Origin of the sequence: Nocardioides sp. GCM10028917, assembly GCF_042666175.1 — a bacterium.
Lineage (GTDB): Bacteria > Actinomycetota > Actinomycetes > Propionibacteriales > Nocardioidaceae > Nocardioides.
Genome location: NZ_JBHTFL010000003.1, coordinates 361,823 through 380,209, shown reverse-complemented (window position 1 = coordinate 380,209; position 18,387 = coordinate 361,823). Strand labels below are relative to the sequence as shown.

Sequence of the window (18,387 nt, the reverse complement as noted above, 5' to 3'; positions counted from 1 at the left end):
GCTAGAGGTCGAGACGGCGCGCGAGGTCGGAGGAGAAGACACCGGTGGGGTCCACGTCGCGCCTGATGCGGCGGAACTCGTCGAGGCGTGGATAGCCGGCGGCCAGGGTGGCCGCGGTTGTCCGCGCGTCCTTGGCGAGGTAGAGACGGCCGCCCGCGCCCAGCACCACGGCATCCAGCGCGTCGAGGAGGTTGTCGAGGCCGTCGCGCGCGGGCAGGTCGACCGACATCGTCCACCCGCGCATCGGGAACGACAGCAGGCCGTCGTTGCCCGGCCCGAGCCGCTTCAGCACGTTGAGGAAGGACACGTGACCCGAGGAGCGAATTAGCCCGACGCACTCGTGGATCGCAGCGGCCGCGGAGGCCGGGACGACGAATTGGTGCTGGCAGAACCCCGCCGGCCCGTAAAGGCGGTTCCAACCGTCGATACCGTCGAGGGGGTGGAAGAACGCCGAGGCGTCCTGGACCTCGCCGGTGCGGTGCCGGGGTGCTTTGCGGAACCACATCTCGCTGAACGCCCGCGCGGTCGCCGGGGTGACGATGCCGCTAGGCAGCACGTCCGGGATGCGTGCGACGCGCGCGGAAGGCAGGATCAGCGGCCGGGTCCGCTCACGTGCTGGCAGCTCGTCCGGAAGCGCCGGTCGGGCGCGGTAGACCACGCCGCGCCCCGCCGTACGGGACCCGGCCGCGTCGAACCACGCCACCGTGTAGGGGTAGGCGGCGTCACCGTCTTCCAGCAGCCCCATCGTGGCGTCGAGGTCGTGCGTACGGTCGGTGTCAACGGTGAACCACGCGGTCTCGGTGCGGGTCAGCCGTAGGTGGGCCCGGGTGATGACCCCGGTGAGGCCCATCCCGCCGATAGTCGCCCAGAACAGGGGATCGGCCGGGGTGAGCCGGTGCTCCTCCCCGTCGGCCGTGACGAGCCAGATCGCGCGCACGTGGTGCCCGAACGAGCCGGACCGATGGTGATTCTTCCCGTGCACGTCCGAGGCGATCGCGCCTCCGACCGTGACGTGCCGGGTGCCGGGCAGCACGGGCACCCATAGCCCGAACGGCAGCACGGTCCTCATCAGCGCGTCCAGACTCACCCCGGCTTCGACGACCACGCCCGGGTCCTCCGGGTCGACCGACAGGACGCGGTCGAGTCCAGTCAGGTCGACGACGACGCCGCCGGCGTTCTGCGCAGCGTCGCCGTATGAGCGCCCGAGGCCGCGGGCGAGGACTCCGCGACCACCCGCGCCCTTGATGGCGGCGCGCACGTCGTCCACCGAGGAGGCCGGCAGCCACGTGGCGACGCTCGGGCTCGTTCGGCCCCAGCCGGTAAACCGCCGAGCACCTCTGGCGTCCCGCTGGCGCTGAGGGTGGCCGGTCATGCGCTCAGGTTACTGGTCGGTGGGCGTCAGCCCGGCAGGTACGCCACGAAGATCGCGGTCCCGGGCGTCAACAGGCCGCGGGTGCGTGACCAGCCACCCCAGACCCGGTCGTGGTCCTCGGGCCACTCGGGCTCGACGAGGTCGACCAGCCTGAAGTCGTGCCCCGCGAGCAGGCGCACCCAGTCGCCCAGGGTGCGGTGGTGCTCGACGTACGAGACCACCCCCGTCGCGTCGTCGACCTCCACGTAGGGCGTGCGGTCCCAGTAGGACTGCGTCGCGGTGAGGCCGGCCTCGCCCGGGTCGTCAGGGAACATCCACCGCGTCGGGTGGGTGACCGAGAAGGCGAACCGGCCGACCGGCCGCAGCACGCGGGCCACCTCTGCGACTGCGACGTCGATGTCGCTGACGAACTGCAGGGCGCCGAAGGAGCAGAAGACGACGTCAAAGCTGCCGGGCGCGAAGGGCAGGGCAGTGGCGGTGCCGCGCACGGACGGCACGGCCACGCCTGTCTCCCCGTCGAGGCGCAGCGAGTGCTGCAGCTGCCGGTGCGACAGGTCGAGGCCGAACCCGCGGCCCCCGTGCGTGCGCACCCAGCGCGAGCACTGTCCGGCGCCGCTGCCCACCTCGAGGACGTCGAGGCCGGTCACGTCGCCGAGGATCCCGAGCTCGTCCTCGGTGTGCCCCTCGGGCCCCCAGACGAACCCGGCATCACCGAGGAAGGTGCCGTGGGTGGCCTGGTACTCGTCGGCGTAGCGGTCCCAGTCCGGTCCGTTGGCACCGCGCGACTCGTGCTCGGAGACGGGCCGCCGCTCGACCCGCACCGACTGCGGCAGGTGATCCTCCACCCTCGGAAGCCTAGTGGGGGTGCGGGCGAGCCCGACCTGCGTGTGCCACGATCGCTCAGGTGAGCGACCTCGGAACCACGCTGCAGCCACTGGCCGGCGGCCACTCCGGGCGGACGTTCCTCGGGGACATCGGGGGTGAGCGCGCCGTCGTACGCCTCTACGCGCCTGACGATCCTCGTGGTGACGCGGCTCCCGAGGTGGACCAGGCGGTGCTGCGGCTGGTGCGCGGCCTGCTGCCCGTACCGGAGGTGCTCGAGGTACGCCGGGCGGACGCGGCGACGGGAAGGCCCGGGCTGCTCGTGACGTCGTGGCTGCCGGGGGAGCGGGGCGACCTCGTCGTGGAGCGGCTCTCCGCCACCGGCGACGCCGACGGGCTGAGCAGGCTCGGGAGCAGCACGGGAGGGGTGGCTGCCGCGCTCGCGGGGATGCCCCTGCTGCGGCCGGGACCGTTCGTCGACTCCGAGCTCACGGTGGGCAGCTTCGCCGACGGCGGTCTGGACGAGTGGGTCGACGCGCGACTGGGTCACTGGCCGGACGCGGAGCGCGTCGCGCTCGCCGGGGTGGCCCGGCACGCACAGGACCTGCTCGACACCGTGCAGCGGACTAGCCTGGTCCACAGCGACCTCAACCCCAAGAACCTGCTCGTCGACCCGCGCACCCTCGAGGTGACGGGAGTGCTCGACTGGGAGTTCGCCCATGCCGGGCACCCGTGGACCGACCTCGGAAACCTGCTGCGGTTCGAGCGCGACCCGTCCTACGTGGCTGGCGCGCTGGACGCCTGGACGGCCCGGCACGGGGGCTCGGTCGACGCGCTGCTCGACGGCGCGCGGGCAGCGGATCTTTGGGCACTCGTCGACCTCGCCGCCCGAGCGGGCGAGAACCCGGTCGCCGACCGGTCCGCGACGCTGCTGAAGGCCATCGCGGAGAGCGGCGACCTGCACACCTGGCCGCACGGGACGTGACACCGGTCTGAGCGTGGGCTGAGCGCCCCGTGCCGGTTGGACGCGGGACGCGACCCACGCGTAGGCTTGGGTGTTGCGCCAGTCGTCTGCCCGGCTTCCATACCGAGCGAACCCGGGCTCGCCGCGTCGCCGCGCGTGATTCAGTCACCGTCGGGGAGCAGTGAAACGGACGGTTGCACGCGTCCGCACGACTCCATCCATCCAAGGAAATTCCTTCCATATGACGAGCACGCTCTCCACTCTTCCGGACTACGACGCCCCGCAGGTGGCTGTCAACGACATCGGGTCCGAAGAGGACTTCCTCGCGGCGATCGACGCGACCATCAAGTACTTCAACGACGGCGACATCGTCGACGGCACCATCGTCAAGGTGGACCGCGACGAGGTCCTCCTCGACATCGGCTACAAGACCGAGGGCGTCATCCCCTCGCGCGAGCTGTCCATCAAGCACGACGTCGACCCCAACGAGGTCGTTTCCGTGGGCGACAAGGTCGAGGCCCTGGTCCTCCAGAAGGAGGACAAGGAAGGTCGTCTGATCCTGTCCAAGAAGCGTGCTCAGTACGAGCGTGCCTGGGGCACCATCGAGCAGGTCAAGGAGGAGGACGGCGTCGTCGAGGGCACCGTCATCGAGGTCGTCAAGGGTGGCCTCATCCTCGACATCGGCCTCCGTGGCTTCCTCCCCGCCTCGCTGGTGGAGATGCGTCGCGTCCGCGACCTGCAGCCCTACGTCGGCCAGACGCTCGAGGCGAAGATCATCGAGCTCGACAAGAACCGCAACAACGTGGTCCTGTCGCGCCGCGCCTGGCTCGAGCAGACCCAGTCCGAGGTCCGCCACGGCTTCCTCACCCAGCTCCAGAAGGGCCAGATCCGCAAGGGTGTCGTGTCCTCGATCGTCAACTTCGGTGCCTTCGTGGACCTCGGTGGCGTCGACGGCCTCGTCCACGTCTCCGAGCTCTCCTGGAAGCACATCGACCACCCGTCCGAGGTCGTCGCCGTGGGCGACGAGGTCACCGTCGAGGTCCTCGACGTCGACATGGACCGCGAGCGTGTCTCCCTGTCGCTGAAGGCGACGCAGGAGGACCCGTGGCAGCACTTCGCCCGCACCCACCAGATCGGCCAGATCGTGCCGGGCAAGGTCACCAAGCTGGTGCCCTTCGGCTCGTTCGTCCGCGTCGAGGAGGGCATCGAGGGCCTGGTGCACATCTCCGAGCTCGCCGAGCGTCACGTCGAGATCCCCGAGCAGGTCGTCCAGGTCAACGACGACGTCATGGTCAAGATCATCGACATCGACCTCGAGCGTCGCCGGATCTCGCTGTCGCTCAAGCAGGCCAACGAGACCGCTGCCGCCGCCGACGTGGAGGAGTTCGACCCCACGCTCTACGGCATGACCGCGACCTACGACGAGCAGGGCAACTACGTCTACCCCGAGGGCTTCGACCCCGAGACGGGCGAGTGGCTCGAGGGCTTCGACGAGCAGCGTGCGGTCTGGGAGGACCAGTACGCCAAGGCGCACGCGCGCTGGGAGCAGCACGTCAAGCAGCAGGCCGACGCCAAGGTCGCCGAGGCCGAGGCCGGCGAGGCCACCTCGTACTCCTCCGGTGGCGACGACACCGAGGGCGAGACCGGTGCCGACACCGGCGGCTCGCTGGCGTCCGACGAGGCGCTGCAGGCGCTCCGCGAGAAGCTCACGGGCGGCCAGGCCTGATCGGCTGACCACCACGCACGACACGACGGCCCGCCGGGGAGACCCGGCGGGCCGTCGTCGTCTCCCGACGTGCGTGGTCATGGTCAGGGTCGGTCCGCTACAACTGGGCCATGACAGGACGCGGCACGTCGGCTCTGGTCCTCGGTGGCGGGGGCATCACCGGGATCGCCTGGGAGCTCGGCATCCTCACCGGACTGGCACGGGCCGGGGTCGACCTCACCGGGGCCGACACCGTCGTCGGCACCTCGGCCGGGTCGGTGGTCGGTGCCCAGGTGACCAACGGCCTGCCGCTCGAGGAGCTGTACGCCGAGCAGCTCGAGCCCGCTGACGCCGAGATCGGCGGCCGGCTGTCCCGCATCGCCGCGCTCAAGCTCGTCCCGCCCTACGTGCTGCCCGGCAGTGGCCGCGACAAGCTCGCTCGCGTCGGTCGGGTCGCCCACGCGTCCCACGCCCCCGGCAGCGTCGACCGCGAGGGCGTGATCCGTTCGCGGCTCCCGGTCCACGACTGGCCCGACCGCGACCTGCGCATCACCGCCGTCGACACCACCAGCGGCGAGTTCACCGTGTTCGGACCCGACTCCGGCGTCGACCTGGTCGCGGCGGTCGCGGCCAGCTGCGCCGTCCCCACCGTGTGGCCGCCCGTCGAGATCGGCGGGCGCACCTACATGGACGGCGGCATGCGGTCCACCGCCAACGTCGATGTGGCCGAGGGAGCCGAGCGGGTCGTCGTGCTCGCACCGCTCCCGCGGTCGGTGAGCAAGAAGACGTCCATCCGCGCCCAGCTCGAGCGGGTGGGCCCACGTGCCTGGTCGGTGGTGACGCCCGACGCCGACGCGCTGGCCGCGTTCGGCCGCAACCTCCTCGACCCCGCCAAGCGCGCCGTCGCGGCCGAGGCCGGCCTGCGGCAGGCCCGCGACCTGGTCGACCAGGTCGGGCCGGTCTGGTCCGCATGAGGGCGCCCGGCCCGGCCCGGAGCCGCCACGCCTCCACCTCGGTGGTGCTTCACCATGTGATGTCGGGAAGCACCACGCTTCCTCGGGTTGGTTGCGCTGGGGAAGTGCGCATCCAGCGACATCCCATGGTGAAGCAGCAGCGGAGGATCGGCTCGAGGATGCGGTCACGCTCGGCGTCGGCGAGCGCCGGGTGGAGCGGGACGGGGAACACGCCGTCGGCGAGCAGGGCGAGCACCAGGTCGACGTGCGCCGGCGAGCCGGGGACCAGCAGCGCCACGCGGCCACCGACGAGCAGGCTTTCCATCTCGCAGGTGCGGACCAGGGGGAAGTTGCCCGCCCGCGCTCGTCGAAACGCGCTCAAGAGCGCGGGACGAGGTGGTGCCGCTCCTCGATCGGGCCGAGGTCGTCGATCGGGTGGGCGGTGGAGGCGGGGCCGGCGAACCGGTCGTGACGGGCGTAGCTGACCAGCAGTGCGACGACGGCGGCCAGGAACAAAAGGGCGATGATCGTGTTCATGGCAGTAATCATTCGCTCATTTACTTCCTGCCACCAGTGGCAGGAATGCCAGTATCAGTTGATTTCCTGCCACCACCCGTGGCAGGCTGCTGGCATGCAGAAGGTCGCCGTGGTCGTGCAGGAGCAGCCCGAGCCGTTCGGGCTCGGCGCGTTGTGCGAGGTGTGGGCCGAGCCCTACCACCCCGAGGACGACAACCCCGTCTTCGACTTCAAGGTCGTCACGCCTCGTCCCGGACGCCTGCGCACGCGCGCGGGCTTCGACCTGCACGTCGAGCACGGGCTGGACGAGGCGGCCGACGCCGACCTGATCTGCCTGGCGCCCAAGAGCGACCACCGCGGCAGCTCACCCGAGGTCTCCGAGCTGCTGCGGTCCGCCCATGCTCGCGGCGCGATGATCTTCGCCCACTGCTCGGCGACGTTCATGCTGGGCGAGGCCGGACTGCTCGACGGTCGTCGCTGCACAACCCACTGGAGGTACGCCGCCGAGCTGGCGGCCCGCTTCCCCGAGGCGGTCGTCGACCCCGACGTGCTCTACGTCCAGGACGGCTCGATCGTGACCGGCGCGGGGTCCGCCGCGGCCATCGACGCGGCGCTGCACGTGATGCGCCAGCAGTTCGGCGCCAAGGTCGCCGCCGCCACCGCGCGGCGGATGGTCGTGCCGCCGCACCGCGACGGCGGTCAGGCCCAGTACATCGCCCGTCCGGTGCCCGTCTGCGAGTCCGAGGCGCTCGCGCCGTTGCTCGCGTGGATCAGCTCCCACCTCTCCGACGACCTCGACGTCGAGACGCTGGCCCGCCAGATGCACATGTCGGCCCGGACCTTCGCCCGGCGCTTCAAGGAGGAGACCGGCACCACGCCCTACAGCTGGATCCTGGGGGAGCGGGTGCGCGCCGCACAGGAGCTGCTCGAGCAGTCGGACCACTCGATCGACTGGGTCGCCTCGGAGGTCGGCTTCGGCAACGCCGCGACCCTGCGCCACCACTTCGGTCGCGCCCGCGGGGTCAGCCCCCAGGAGTACCGGCGCACCTTCCGGATGAGCGCCTGAGCCTCGACGCCGGCGAGCCCGTACCACGGGGAGAACGGCCGTGAGGGCGCGGCCGGGGGACCTCTAGGCTGGAGCCGTGAACGCGACTGCGCTGGCCGACCTGTCCGCCGACGACCTCACCGCGCTGCTCGACGAGCAGCGGGCTGCCTACGAGCAGCTGATGGCGCAGGGGCTCAAGCTCGACCTCACGCGGGGCAAGCCGTCCGCCCAGCAGCTCGACCTCGCCGACGACCTGCTGCGCCTGCCGACGACGACCAAGGACGCCAGCGGGGTCGACGTACGCAACTACGGCGGGCTCGAGGGCCTGCGCGAGCTGCGCGAGATGTTCGCCGAGCTGCTGTGGGTCGAGCCCGACCAGGTGGTCGCCGGCGGCAACTCCAGCCTGTCCATCATGCGCGACTGCCTCGTCTGGATGATGCTCTTCGGGGCGGTCGACTCGGAGCGGCCCTGGGGCAAGGAGGACAAGGTCCGGTTCGTGTGCCCGGTGCCGGGCTACGACCGGCACTTCACGCTGCTCGAGAGCCTCGGGATCGAGATGGTGACCGTCCCGATGAACGACGACGGCCCCGACGTCGACGCCGTCGCCGCCGTCGTCGCCGACGACCCGAGCATCAAGGGCATGTGGATCGTCCCGACGTACGCCAACCCCTCCGGCGCGATCTGCAGCCAGGACGTCGCCGCCCGGCTCGCGGCGATGCCCACCGCAGCGCCGGACTTCAAGATCTTCTGGGACAACGCCTACGCGCTGCACCACCTCACCGAGGAGGAGGCCAAGAGCGCCGACATCCTCACCCTCGCCTCTGCCGCCGGTCACCCGGACCGGCCCGTCATGTTCGCGTCGACCTCGAAGATCTCCTATGCCGGTGCCGGCGTCGCCTTCCTCGCGGCGTCGGAGAACAACGTCCGCTGGTACCTCGGGCACCTCGGCAACGGCTCGATCGGACCCGACAAGGTCAACCACCTGCGGCACGCAGAGTTCTTCGGGTCCCCGCAGGGCGTGCGCCACCACATGGCCAGGCACCGCGAGATCATCGCGCCGAAGTTCGCCGAGGTCGACCGCGTGCTGACCGAGCGGCTCGGCGGCCGCGGCGTCGCGACGTGGAACACCCCGACCGGCGGCTACTTCGTCAACCTCGACGTCGTGCCCGGGACCGCCAGCCGCGTCGTCGCGCTCGCCAAGGACGCGGGCATCGCGCTGACGCCCGCCGGCTCGTCGTTCCCCTACAAGCAGGACCCGGACGACACCAACATCCGGCTCGCCCCGACGATGCCGCCCCTCGCCGAGGTCACCCAGGCCATGGAGGGCGTCGCGACCTGCGTGCTCCTCGCCGCGGCGGAGAAGGCAGCGGGGGAGACGGCGGCCTGACGCCTCACGCGGCCACGGGCTCGGCGCCGAGGCCCCCGCGGACGAGGTCCGCGTAGCGGCCGCCGAGGAGCAGGAGCTCCTCGTGGGTGCCGAGCTCGACGACGCGCCCGGCGTGGAGCACGGCGATCTGGTCGGCGTTGCGCACGGTGGACAACCGGTGCGCGATCGTGATCGTCGTACGGCTCCGGGTCACCTCGTCCAGCGTGGCCAGGATGGCTCGCTCGGTCTCGTTGTCGAGCGCGCTGGTGGCCTCGTCGAGCACGAGCACGGCCGGTTCGCGCAGCAACGTGCGGGCGATCGCCAGCCGTTGCTGCTCGCCGCCGGAGAACCTGTGCCCGCGCGACCCGACGACGGTGTCGTAGCCCTCGGGCAGCGAGGCGATGACGTCGTGGATGCGCGCGGTGCGGCAGGCCTGCTCGATCTCGGCGTCGGTGGCCTCGGGACGGGCGTGGCGCAGGTTGTCGCGCACGCTCGCGTGCATGAGGTAGGTCTCCTGGGTGACCACGCCGACGACGGCAGCGAGGTCGACCGCGGCCAGGTCACGCACGTCGACCCCGTCGACCAGCACCCGCCCGGACGTCGCGTCGTGCAGGCGCGGGACGAGCGAGGCCAGGGTCGACTTGCCACTTCCGGTCTCGCCGACCAGCGCGAGCGTGCCCCCCGCCGGGACGACGAGGTCGACGTCCGCCAGCACCGCCCGCTCACCGTCGTACGAGAAGCCGACGCCCTCGAACCGCACCTCGCCACGCACACGTCGCGAGTCGAGCCGGACCGGCTCGTCGGGCTCGGCGATGTCGACCGGGAGGTCGGCGTACTCGAAGATCCGGCTGAAGAGCGCGAGCGAGGCGGTGAGGTCGACGCCCACGTTGAGCAGCCCCATGAGCGGGCGGAACAGGGTGCCCTGCAGGGCGATGAACGCGACGAGGGTGCCGATGGTCATCCCGCCGGACGTCGCCGGGAACCCGGCCGCGAGGTAGATCGCGGCGGGGACGGCGGCGAAGACGACGTTCATGGTCGCCATCCGCCAGCGGCCGGCGAGGCGGGACCGGATCTCGAGGCCGACGAGGTCGGAGGAGGTCTCCTCGAACCGCGCGGTCAGCCGCGGGGACGCGCCGAGCGTCTTGCTGAGCAGCACCCCACTGACCGAGAGGCCCTCCTCGATCTGGACGTGGAGGTCGGCCAGGCGTCGTTGCCGCTCGCCGGTGATCCGGTGCCGCATCCGGGCGACCTGACGGGTCAGCAGCACGGCCGGCGGCAGCACGACCAGCGAGATCAGCGCGAGGCGCCAGCTGAGGGCCACCATGGCGACGGCGGTGCCGACCACCACGGTGACGTTCGCGGCGATCGACGTCGCCGTCTGGGTCACGACGCCCTGCATGCTCCCGATGTCGTTGACGAGGCGCGACTGCACCTCGCCGCCGCGGGTGCGGGTGAAGAAGTCGAGGGACTGCCGCTGCAGGTGGGCGAACAGGTCGCTGCGCAGGCGGTGCATCACGCGCTGCCCCACTGCGGTGGACAGCCAGGTCTGCACGACGCCGATGACGGCGGTGGCGACGGCCACGCCGAGCATGGCCCCGACGAGGAGCAGCAGGAGGCGGACGTCCTGGCGGGGCAGCGCCTCGTCGATGACGTGCCGGACGAGGAACGGCTGGGCGAGCCCGACGAGGGAGCTCAGCACGATGAGCGCCACGACCACGGCCAGCGTGGCGCGGTGCGGGGTGAAGAGCCGGGCGATGCGGCGCAGCGACACGGGTGAGTCGGCGAGCTGCCGGAGGTCGGCGGGATCAGGGCGTCCGCCGCGTCGGCGTCCGGACGAGTCTGCAGGGGATCGGGAGTCGGTGTGGTCAGCCATCCGACCAGCTCCTCTCGGGGTTCGAAGTGGTGAGGTAACCTCACTATGAGGTCACAACCGGACGTGGGGCGGAGGTATTCCCGTGGGGCGCGACGAGCGGCAGGACCCGGCGACGGGCGACCTCGTGATCGCACTGGCCCGGCGCGTACGACGCGCGCACGTCGAGGCGCTCGCCGACTGGGAGGTCACCCCGGGGCAGGCCCGCGCGCTGCGGGTGCTGACCGGTGCCGACGCGATGCGCCCCTCGGAACTCGCCGACGCGCTGCGCATCGCCCCGCGGTCGGCCACGGAGGTCGTCGACGCGTTGGAGCAGCGGGGCTGGGTGCGCCGCGAGCCCGACCCCACCGACCGCCGGGCCACCCGCCTGGTGCCGACCGACGACGGCCGGCAGCTGGTGGAGCGGATCGACGACGTACGCCGGGAGGCGTCGCAGCGGGTCCTCGACGTGCTCACGCCGGCCCAGCGTCGTACGCTCCACCAGATCCTGGCCGTCGTCGTGGGGGAGGACCTGTGACCGTTCGTGTCGGCCTGACCGGGGGCATCGCATCCGGCAAGAGCACCGTGTCGGCGGTCCTCGCCGAGCTCGGGGCCGTCGTCGTGGACGCCGACCTCATCGCGCGCGAGGTCGTGGCGAGGGGGACGCCCGGGCTGGCCGCGGTCGTCGAGGAGTTCGGACCCGACCTGCTCACGCCCGACGGCGACCTCGACCGGCCCGCGATGGGCGCCCTCGTCTTCGCCGACCCCGACGCCCGCCGGCGGCTCGAGGCGATCATCCACCCGCTCGTCCACCGCCGCAGCGCCGAGCTCGAGGCGGCAGCGCCCGCGCACGCGGTCGTCGTCCACGACATCCCGCTGCTGGCCGAGGTCGGACGGGCCGGGTCCTTCGACGCGGTCGTCGTGGTCGACGCCCCGGCCGAGCTGCAGGTGCAGCGGATGGTCGAGGACCGGGGCTGGACCCGCGAGGACGCCGAGGCCCGCATCGCCGCGCAGGCGACCCGGGAGGAACGGCTCGCGATCGCCACCCACGTCGTCGACAACACCGGATCGCTCGCCGACCTGCGCCGCCAGGTCGAGGCGATCCACGAGGAGCTCGCGCGGCGGGCGTGACGTTTCCGGGTCGCGGGGGTCGGGCGGGTAACCTCCCCGGCGTGTTCTCGACCCGACCCCGCCTGGCCGTGATCGCGACGGGCGTCCTGCTCGTCAGCGGGTGTGCCGGGCTCGGCCAGACGCCCGACGACACCGAGCCGGCCACGTCCAGCCCGTCGTCCTCCGCGTCCGCCCCGGCGTCCGACGACCCGGCCGCGCCCGAGGCCGAGGCGACCGACGACCCGGACGCTCCCACGACGTGGGGCCCGACGACCGGTGAGCTCGAGCAGGCGCAGGAGCTCGTCGCCACGTGGAGCCCGGAGCAGCTCGCCGGGGGCGTCATCGTCGGACGCTTCCACGGCACGGACCCGCAGGAGCCGGCCCGCATGGTGCGCGACCTGCACCTCGCCGGCGTCTCGGTGACCGGGGCCAACGTGCTCGACCGCGACCAGGTGCTGGCGATGACGTCGGCGATCGCCGAGGCCGCCGCCGCCGACGGCCGCGACCACCCGCCGGTCGTCGGGGTCGACCAGGAGGGCGGCTACGTCTCGCACCTGCGCGGCATCGCCACCGACTTCCCGCACTTCCAGTCGGCGGGGCTCGCCATCGCCGCGGACGCCCGTCTCGGCCGCCGGGTGACCCGGGAAGCGGCCCTGGCGACCGGCCTGGAGCTGCGCGACCTCGGCTTCACGTGGGTCTTCGCGCCCGTCGCCGACGTCACCATCGGCGCCGCCGACCCGACCATCGGTGCGCGGTCACCCTCCCAGGACCCCCGGCTCGCGTCGCAGGCCGTGGGCGCCGCGATCAAGGGCTACGACGACGCGGGCGTCGTCTCGACGGTCAAGCACTTCCCGGGCCACGGCGGCGCGACCAGCGACAGCCACGACACGTTGCCGCTGCTCGACTCGACGCTCGCCGAGCTCGAGGCGCACGACCTGCCGCCCTTCGAGTCCGCGTTCCGCCAGCAGGCGCCCGCCGTGATGCTGAGCCACCTCGACCTGACCGACATCGCACCGGGGGTGCCCGCCAGCATGGCGCCCGAGGTGTACGACCTGCTGCGCGACGACCTCGGCTTCGAGGGGGTCGCCATCACCGACTCGCTCGGCATGGGTGCGGTCGGCGGCCGGCCCACCCCGGCCCTGCAGGCCCTCCAGGCCGGGGCCGACCTGCTCCTCATGCCCGTCGACACCGCGACCACGCACCAGATCGTCGCCGACGCCATCGACTCGGGCGTGGTGTCCCGGGCGCGGGTCGAGGAGGCCGCCGCCCGGGTGGTGGCGGTCCAGCTGTGGCAGGCGCGGGTGGCAGCACGACGGCCCGTCCCCGCCGACGTGGTCGAGCGGGCACGGGCCGCGAGCGCGGACCTGGAGTCCGCGGCGTACTGATCGTCACGGCCGCGTGGCCGACGCCCCGAGCGGTGCGTGACGCAGGTTTCGGGCGTGCGAGAGGTGTCTCACGCACCGCTCAGGACGGTCGGAGCGGTTCTGACATGACGAGACCGCCGGACGTGGTCCGGCGGTCTCGGCTTGCGGCGTACTGACTGGTCAGGCAGCCAGGTCCGGGTCGCCGGCGCGACGGAGCTTCTGCAGCGCCTCGCGCTCGAGCTGACGGACCCGCTCGGCGGAGATGCCGTGGCGGGCACCGATGTCGGCGAGCTTGTGCTGGCGGCCGTCCGCGAGGCCGTAGCGGGCGCGGACGATGTCGGCGGAGCGCTCGTCGAGGATCCCGACGAGGTCCTCGAGCCGCTGCCGGGCCTCGGCGTCGAGCACGTTGAGGTCCGGGCCGGGCGCGGTCTCCTGCGCCATCAGGTCACCCAGCGACGTGTCGCCGTCCTCGTCGACGGGCGTGTCCAGCGAGACGTGGTCGCGGCCCCAGCTCATCAGGTCGAGGACGCGGTCGAGGTCCATCCCGAGCTCGGTGGCGATCTCCTGCGGCTCCGGGTCGCGGCCGAGCTGGCGCTCGAGCGTGCGCCGGGCGCTGCCGACCTGGTTGAGCTCCTCGACCACGTGCACTGGGAGCCGGACGACGCGGGCCTGCTGCGCGATGCCGCGCGTGATGGCCTGGCGCACCCACCAGGTGGCGTAGGTCGAGAACTTGTAGCCCTTGGTGTAGTCGAACTTCTCGACCGCACGGATCAGGCCGGTGTTGCCCTCCTGGATCAGGTCGAGCATCGGCATCTGCGAGCGGCCGTACTTGCGTGCGATGGAGACCACGAGGCGGAGGTTGGCCTCGATGAACCGGTCGACGGCGAGCTGGCCCTGCTCGGCGAGCCACTCGAGCTCGGCCTCGCTGGCGCTCATCGGGGCACCGCCCTTGCGGCGCCCGACGCGGCCGGTGTCGAGGAGGTGCTGGGCCAGCAGGCCGGCCTCGATGGTCTTGGACAGCTCGACCTCGGTCTCGGCGTCGAGGAGCGGGGTGCGAGCGATCTCGTCGAGGTAGAGGCCGACGCTGTCGCGGCCCTCGATCTCACGAGTGGTGGTGGTGCGCTTTGCCTGTGCGGTGCTCATCTCGTCCTCCTGCTCTCGTGCGACCACCCCGTGTCGCACATCTGTCCAACGCCCGTGTCCGCCGCGAGATTCCCGCCCCGGATGTGGTGCCTTCACCTGCCTTGACGAGCCAGTACCCACCGGAGTTGCACGATCGACCAACTCTCAGGGACTTCTCAGGGGGTTCCCCGGGGACACTGGGCCCATGCACACCGCCGGGCACCCCCGCCGCGTCGACCTCAACGCCGACCTGGGGGAGGAGATCACCGACGACGAGGGCCTGCTGGCCGTGGTGACGAGCGCCAACGTGGCCTGCGGCTTCCACGCCGGGACGCCGGCCACCATGCAGGCCGTCTGCGCCGGTGCCGTACGCCGCGGGGTGACCCTCGGCGCGCAGGTGTCGTACGACGACCGCGCCCGCTTCGGCCGGGTCGAGCTCGACGTGCCGCCGGAGGTTCTGCGCGAGCAGGTGGCCGAGCAGGTCGGCGTCCTGTCGGCCATCGCCGCCGCCGAGGGTGCAGAGGTGGCATACCTGAAGCCGCACGGAGCGCTCTACCACCGGGTCGCCCGCGACGAGGACCAGGCCGCGGCCGTGCTGGACGGCTCGGGGCAGCTGCCCGTGATGGGGATGCCCGGCTCGGTGCTGCTGTCGATGGCGCACGCGCGTGGTCGCGCCTGGCGGCTCGAGGGGTTCCCCGACCGTGGGTACGGCGCCGACGGCCGTCTGCTGCCGCGCGACCAGCCCGGCGCCCTGGTGACGGACCCCGACCGGGTGGCGTCGCGCGCGGTCGAGCTGGCCGCGTCGGTCGACTCGGTGTGCGTGCACGGCGACTCCCCGGGGGCGGTGCGGACCGCCGCTGCCGTACGACGTGCGCTCGAGGCGGCCGGGCTGGCCGTCGTCACCTGCTGGTCCTCCACAGCCTGAGCCTGCGTCTGTGGAGGGCTGCCCCCCGGCTGTGGAGCAGCGGACGACTTCTGTGGGGAACCCTGTGGGACCGCGGGTTTGTGGTCCGGGACCCTTGCGGGGTCGCGTCCGGACCACGTAGAACTCTCCCTACCGGCACCGCTTCGGCGGGGTCGGGGATCGGATCGGACGAACAGCTCCACACGGCGACTTGCTCGCCGCGCAGGCCCGGTGGCGGGGACTGTGGGAGCCGGGGACCGGTTCGGTGGATCGGACGTCACCATCCCGATCACATCGAGGGGCTCCTGATGCTCATACCATCGGGAGCCCCTCACCTGTGTGCGCCCACGAGGCTGCCAAAGGTCCGTCGCCCGTGGCAACTCCTGTCGGTGGACGCTCGGGTGAACAATGACCGACGTGATGGTCGTGGACGTCGGGACGCGCGCCTGCCTGGTCGAGGTCGAGGACGCCGTCGCGGCCGCCTCGCTCGCCACGTGGGTGCGCGCGGCCGGTCTCCCGGCCGAGGACGTCGTGCCGGGGGCCCGGACTGTCCTGCTCGACGGCGTCGACCCCGCGGCGGTGCGTGAGCTCCTGCCGCGGTGGGCGGCACGGCACGCAGCACCACCCGGCCCGCTCGTGCGCGTCGCGGTCCGCTACTCCGGCCCCGACCTCGCCCGCGTGGCCGACCACTGGGGATGCACGACGGAGGAGGTCGTCGACCTCCACACGTCGTTGGAGTTCACCTCCACGTTCTGCGGGTTCGCCCCCGGCTTCTCCTACCTCGCCGGACTGCCCGCCGAGCGCGCCGTGCCCCGGCTGGAGTCGCCGCGCGCCCGGGTGGCGCCTGGATCCGTCGGGCTCGCCGACACCTGGTGCGGCGTCTACCCGACCGCCTCGCCCGGCGGCTGGCTGCTGATCGGCACCACCGACGCCGACCTGTGGGACGTCGACCGCGCCGAGCCGGCGCTCCTGGCTCCGGGCACCCGGGTGCGGTTCGAGGCGCAGCAGTGACCACCGACGGCCCCTTCGGCGCCGTCGAGGTGGTCGACCCCGGCCCGCTGTCGACGCTCCAGGACCGCGGCCGGCGAGGCTGGGCGCACCTCGGCGTGCCCCGGGCGGGAGCACTGGACCGGGGCGCGGCGGCCCTGGCCCGCCGCCTCGTCGGCGGGCGGCCGGACGACGCCGTGATCGAGACGACCGTCGGCGGCGTCGTGCTGCGGCCGCGGCGCGCGGTGACGCTCGCGGTGACCGGGGCGACCTGCGCCGTCCGGTCCGACGGCCGCGCCGTCGCCCACGGCGCGGCCACCACGGTGCCCGCGGGAGCGCTGGTGACCGTCGGCCCGGCCGTGACCGGGGTGCGGTCCTACGTCGCCTTCGCCGGCGGCATCGCGGTCGCGCCCGTGCTGGGCTCGCGCTCGACCGACACGCTCGCGTGGGTCGGTCCGCCCCGGCTCACCGCGGGCGACCTGCTCGCTCTCGGCCCGACCGGACCTCTGCCCGAGCCGCCGCCGGCGGTCGTCGTACGACCCCGCGAGCCGGTGCTGCGCCTGCGCCGCGGGCCACGCGCCGACTGGCTCGACCGGACGGGGTGGTCGCGGCTCGACGGGGCGTCGTACGCCGTCGCGCCCGACAGCGACCGGATCGGGCTGCGGCTCACCGGGCCGCGGCTGGAGCGGCGCGGCGGCGAGATCGCGAGCGAGGGGATCGTGCTCGGCGCCGTCCAGCTGCCACCGTCCGGGCAGCCCGTGGTGTTCCTGGCCGACCACCCCACGACCGGCGGCTACCCGGTCGTCGCCGTGGTCGAGGACGACGACCTGGACCTCTGCGCCCAGCTGCGACCCGGCGACGACGTGCTGCTGCGGCTGGTGTGAGGCTGGTTCCAGGCCGGTGTCACTCCTCGGCCGGGGGTTCCCAGCGGTGCAGGGCCGGGTCGTCCACGCGGAAGCTCCGCACCGGTCCCGGCGGGGTGTCGGCCGTCTCGAACCGCACGGTCACCACGCCCGATCCGGAGCCCCACACCCAGCCCGCGCCCATCTCGTCGTGCACGACGTCCGCGCCCGGCGGCCAGGTGCGCCGTGGCGGCTCGGGGAGCACGACCTCGACCTCGTCGTCCTCGGCCGTCTCGCCGAAGAGGTCCTCCTGCACCCAGTCGGCGAGGCCGGAGACGCCCACACCGAGGAGGCGCACGCCGCCGGTGGTGTCGAGGTCGGCGAGCAGCGAGCGTGCGATGCGGGCGATGGTCGCGCCGTCGTCGGTGGGGCTGGTGAGGGTGCTCGACCGGTTGAGGGTGGTGAAGTCGTAGAGGCGGACCTTGATGGTGACGGTCCGCCCGGAGATGCCGTTCTTGCGCATCCGGGCGCCCACCTCGCGGGCCTGCCGGCTCAGCAGCCCCTCCATCAGCCTGCGGTCGGTGAGGTCGGAGTCGTAGGTGCCCTCCACGCTGATCGACTTGGCCTCCCGCTCGGCGACCACCGGGCGGGAGTCCTGCGCCCGGGCCAGCTGCCAGAGCCCGTGGCCCTGTGCCTGGCCGAGCAGCCGCACCAGCTCGCCCTCCGCGACGGCCTCGAGGTCGGCGACGGTGTGGATGCCCGCCCGACGGAGCCGCTCGGCGGTGGCCGGGCCCACGCCCGGGATGACCTTGACCTTCATCGGTCGGAGCAGGTCGAGCTCGGTGCCGGGAGCCACGACCGTCATCCCGTCCGGCTTGTCGAGCTCGCTCGCGACCTTGGCGAGGAACTTCGACGATGCGATGCCCACCGTCGCGGTCAGCCCGCCGGTCACCTCCTGCACGCGCCGCCGCAGCTCGGCGCCCGTCGCCGTCACGGTCTCCACCTCCAGGTCGGGGAGATCGGCGGCCGCGAGGTCGACGAACGCCTCGTCGAGCGACAGCGGCTCGACCAGCGGCGACAGCTCGCGCAGGACCTGCATCACCCGCTTGCTCGTGTCGCGGTAGGCGTGGAACCGGCCGCTCAGGAACGCCGCGTGCGGGCAGCGGGCCCGCGCCTCCCGTCCTGACATCGCCGACCCGACGCCGAACTCGCGCGCCTCGTACGACGCGGTGGACACCACGCCCCGACCACCGGTGCCGCCGACGATGACGGGCTTGCCGCGCAGCGACGGCTTGTCGCGCTGCTCGACGGCGGCGAAGAAGGCGTCCAGGTCCAGGTGCAGGATCGACGCGGTGCTGCGCATCAGCCGGTGAGGCCGGAGGAGGACAGCGTCGTCACAGGACCATCCTCCCGCATCCCCTCGTCCGCCGGCGGTGCGCCCGGGACCCTGTCGCTCGCCACGAACC

18 protein-coding genes are annotated in these 18,387 nt (G+C 72.8%); 11 read left to right on the top strand and 7 right to left on the bottom strand.

Annotated elements, in window-relative coordinates; genetic code table 11:
• Position 1: 1 nt before the first annotated feature.
• Both ACFQW6_RS05210 and ACFQW6_RS05205 read right to left on the bottom strand, forming a co-directional pair.
• Positions 2-1,372 carry an FAD-binding oxidoreductase gene (locus ACFQW6_RS05210; protein WP_378541982.1) on the bottom strand — a complete coding sequence of 457 codons (1,371 nt, stop codon included), beginning with the start codon at positions 1,370-1,372 and terminating at the stop codon, positions 2-4.
• A 26-nt stretch (positions 1,373-1,398) separates the two neighbouring features.
• Positions 1,399-2,217 (bottom strand): class I SAM-dependent methyltransferase, encoded by an 819-nt coding sequence (locus ACFQW6_RS05205; protein WP_378541980.1) that lies wholly within the window; start codon positions 2,215-2,217, stop codon positions 1,399-1,401.
• 59 nt (positions 2,218-2,276) lie between these two features.
• Here ACFQW6_RS05205 and ACFQW6_RS05200 point away from each other — a divergent pair, with 59 nt between their 5' ends.
• The 3 genes from ACFQW6_RS05200 (at position 2,277) to ACFQW6_RS05190 (ending at position 5,837) form a co-directional block, all read left to right on the top strand.
• Entirely contained in the window at positions 2,277-3,179 is a 903-nt protein-coding gene (locus tag ACFQW6_RS05200) for a phosphotransferase family protein (protein WP_378541978.1), read from the top strand.
• Between the two features lie 220 nt (positions 3,180-3,399).
• On the top strand, positions 3,400-4,884 hold the full coding sequence (gene rpsA, locus ACFQW6_RS05195) for a 30S ribosomal protein S1 (protein WP_378541976.1): 1,485 nt from the start codon (positions 3,400-3,402) through the stop codon (positions 4,882-4,884).
• Between the two features lie 110 nt (positions 4,885-4,994).
• Positions 4,995-5,837, top strand: coding sequence for a patatin-like phospholipase family protein (locus ACFQW6_RS05190; RefSeq protein ID WP_378541974.1), 843 nt, complete (start codon positions 4,995-4,997; stop codon positions 5,835-5,837).
• 49 nt (positions 5,838-5,886) lie between these two features.
• Here ACFQW6_RS05190 and ACFQW6_RS05185 read toward each other — a convergent pair whose 3' ends face one another.
• Positions 5,887-6,141, bottom strand: a complete 255-nt coding sequence (locus tag ACFQW6_RS05185) for a hypothetical protein (RefSeq protein WP_378541972.1) — start codon at positions 6,139-6,141, stop codon at positions 5,887-5,889.
• A 53-nt stretch (positions 6,142-6,194) separates the two neighbouring features.
• On the bottom strand, positions 6,195-6,353 hold the full coding sequence (locus tag ACFQW6_RS05180; RefSeq protein ID WP_378541970.1) for a hypothetical protein: 159 nt from the start codon (positions 6,351-6,353) through the stop codon (positions 6,195-6,197).
• Between the two features lie 94 nt (positions 6,354-6,447).
• On the opposite strand from ACFQW6_RS05180, the gene ACFQW6_RS05175 reads away from it, so the two are divergent.
• Both ACFQW6_RS05175 and ACFQW6_RS05170 read left to right on the top strand, forming a co-directional pair.
• Positions 6,448-7,398, top strand: a complete 951-nt coding sequence (locus tag ACFQW6_RS05175; protein WP_378541968.1) for a GlxA family transcriptional regulator — start codon at positions 6,448-6,450, stop codon at positions 7,396-7,398.
• Between the two features lie 76 nt (positions 7,399-7,474).
• Positions 7,475-8,764 carry an aminotransferase class I/II-fold pyridoxal phosphate-dependent enzyme gene (locus ACFQW6_RS05170; RefSeq protein WP_378541963.1) on the top strand — a complete coding sequence of 430 codons (1,290 nt, stop codon included), beginning with the start codon at positions 7,475-7,477 and terminating at the stop codon, positions 8,762-8,764.
• 4 nt (positions 8,765-8,768) lie between these two features.
• On the opposite strand, the gene ACFQW6_RS05165 is transcribed toward ACFQW6_RS05170, so the two are convergent.
• Positions 8,769-10,616, bottom strand: a complete 1,848-nt coding sequence (locus ACFQW6_RS05165; protein ID WP_378541961.1) for an ABC transporter ATP-binding protein — start codon at positions 10,614-10,616, stop codon at positions 8,769-8,771.
• An 82-nt stretch (positions 10,617-10,698) separates the two neighbouring features.
• On the opposite strand from ACFQW6_RS05165, the gene ACFQW6_RS05160 reads away from it, so the two are divergent.
• From ACFQW6_RS05160 to ACFQW6_RS05150, 3 genes are read left to right on the top strand one after another with little or no spacing between them, the layout of a single operon-like run.
• Entirely contained in the window at positions 10,699-11,130 is a 432-nt protein-coding gene (locus tag ACFQW6_RS05160; protein ID WP_378541959.1) for a MarR family winged helix-turn-helix transcriptional regulator, read from the top strand.
• The gene (gene coaE / locus ACFQW6_RS05155) at positions 11,127-11,723 is read left to right on the top strand and encodes a dephospho-CoA kinase (protein WP_378541957.1); all 597 of its coding nucleotides are present in this window, start codon (positions 11,127-11,129) and stop codon (positions 11,721-11,723) included. The genes ACFQW6_RS05160 and coaE overlap by 4 nt, the downstream gene beginning before the upstream one ends.
• 41 nt (positions 11,724-11,764) lie before the next feature.
• Positions 11,765-13,087: a glycoside hydrolase family 3 N-terminal domain-containing protein gene (locus ACFQW6_RS05150; RefSeq protein ID WP_378541955.1), complete on the top strand. Its 1,323-nt coding sequence runs from the start codon at positions 11,765-11,767 to the stop codon at positions 13,085-13,087.
• 159 nt (positions 13,088-13,246) lie between these two features.
• Here the strand turns inward: ACFQW6_RS05150 and ACFQW6_RS05145 are convergent, their stop codons facing one another.
• A complete protein-coding gene (locus ACFQW6_RS05145) occupies positions 13,247-14,209 on the bottom strand; it encodes an RNA polymerase sigma factor RpoD/SigA (protein ID WP_378541953.1) in 963 nt (320 codons plus the stop codon).
• A 184-nt stretch (positions 14,210-14,393) separates the two neighbouring features.
• Here ACFQW6_RS05145 and ACFQW6_RS05140 point away from each other — a divergent pair, with 184 nt between their 5' ends.
• The 3 genes from ACFQW6_RS05140 to ACFQW6_RS05130 all read left to right on the top strand — a co-directional run bounded on the left by ACFQW6_RS05140 (position 14,394) and on the right by ACFQW6_RS05130 (position 16,963).
• The gene (locus ACFQW6_RS05140) at positions 14,394-15,113 is read left to right on the top strand and encodes a 5-oxoprolinase subunit PxpA (RefSeq protein ID WP_378541951.1); all 720 of its coding nucleotides are present in this window, start codon (positions 14,394-14,396) and stop codon (positions 15,111-15,113) included.
• Between the two features lie 387 nt (positions 15,114-15,500).
• Positions 15,501-16,103, top strand: a complete 603-nt coding sequence (locus tag ACFQW6_RS05135) for an allophanate hydrolase subunit 1 (RefSeq protein ID WP_378541949.1) — start codon at positions 15,501-15,503, stop codon at positions 16,101-16,103.
• A complete protein-coding gene (locus ACFQW6_RS05130; protein ID WP_378541947.1) occupies positions 16,100-16,963 on the top strand; it encodes a biotin-dependent carboxyltransferase family protein in 864 nt (287 codons plus the stop codon). The genes ACFQW6_RS05135 and ACFQW6_RS05130 overlap by 4 nt, the downstream gene beginning before the upstream one ends.
• A gap of 19 nt (positions 16,964-16,982) precedes the next feature.
• Here the strand turns inward: ACFQW6_RS05130 and ACFQW6_RS05125 are convergent, their stop codons facing one another.
• Positions 16,983-18,284 carry a DNA polymerase IV gene (locus tag ACFQW6_RS05125; RefSeq protein WP_378541945.1) on the bottom strand — a complete coding sequence of 434 codons (1,302 nt, stop codon included), beginning with the start codon at positions 18,282-18,284 and terminating at the stop codon, positions 16,983-16,985.
• Positions 18,285-18,387 lie beyond the last annotated feature (103 nt).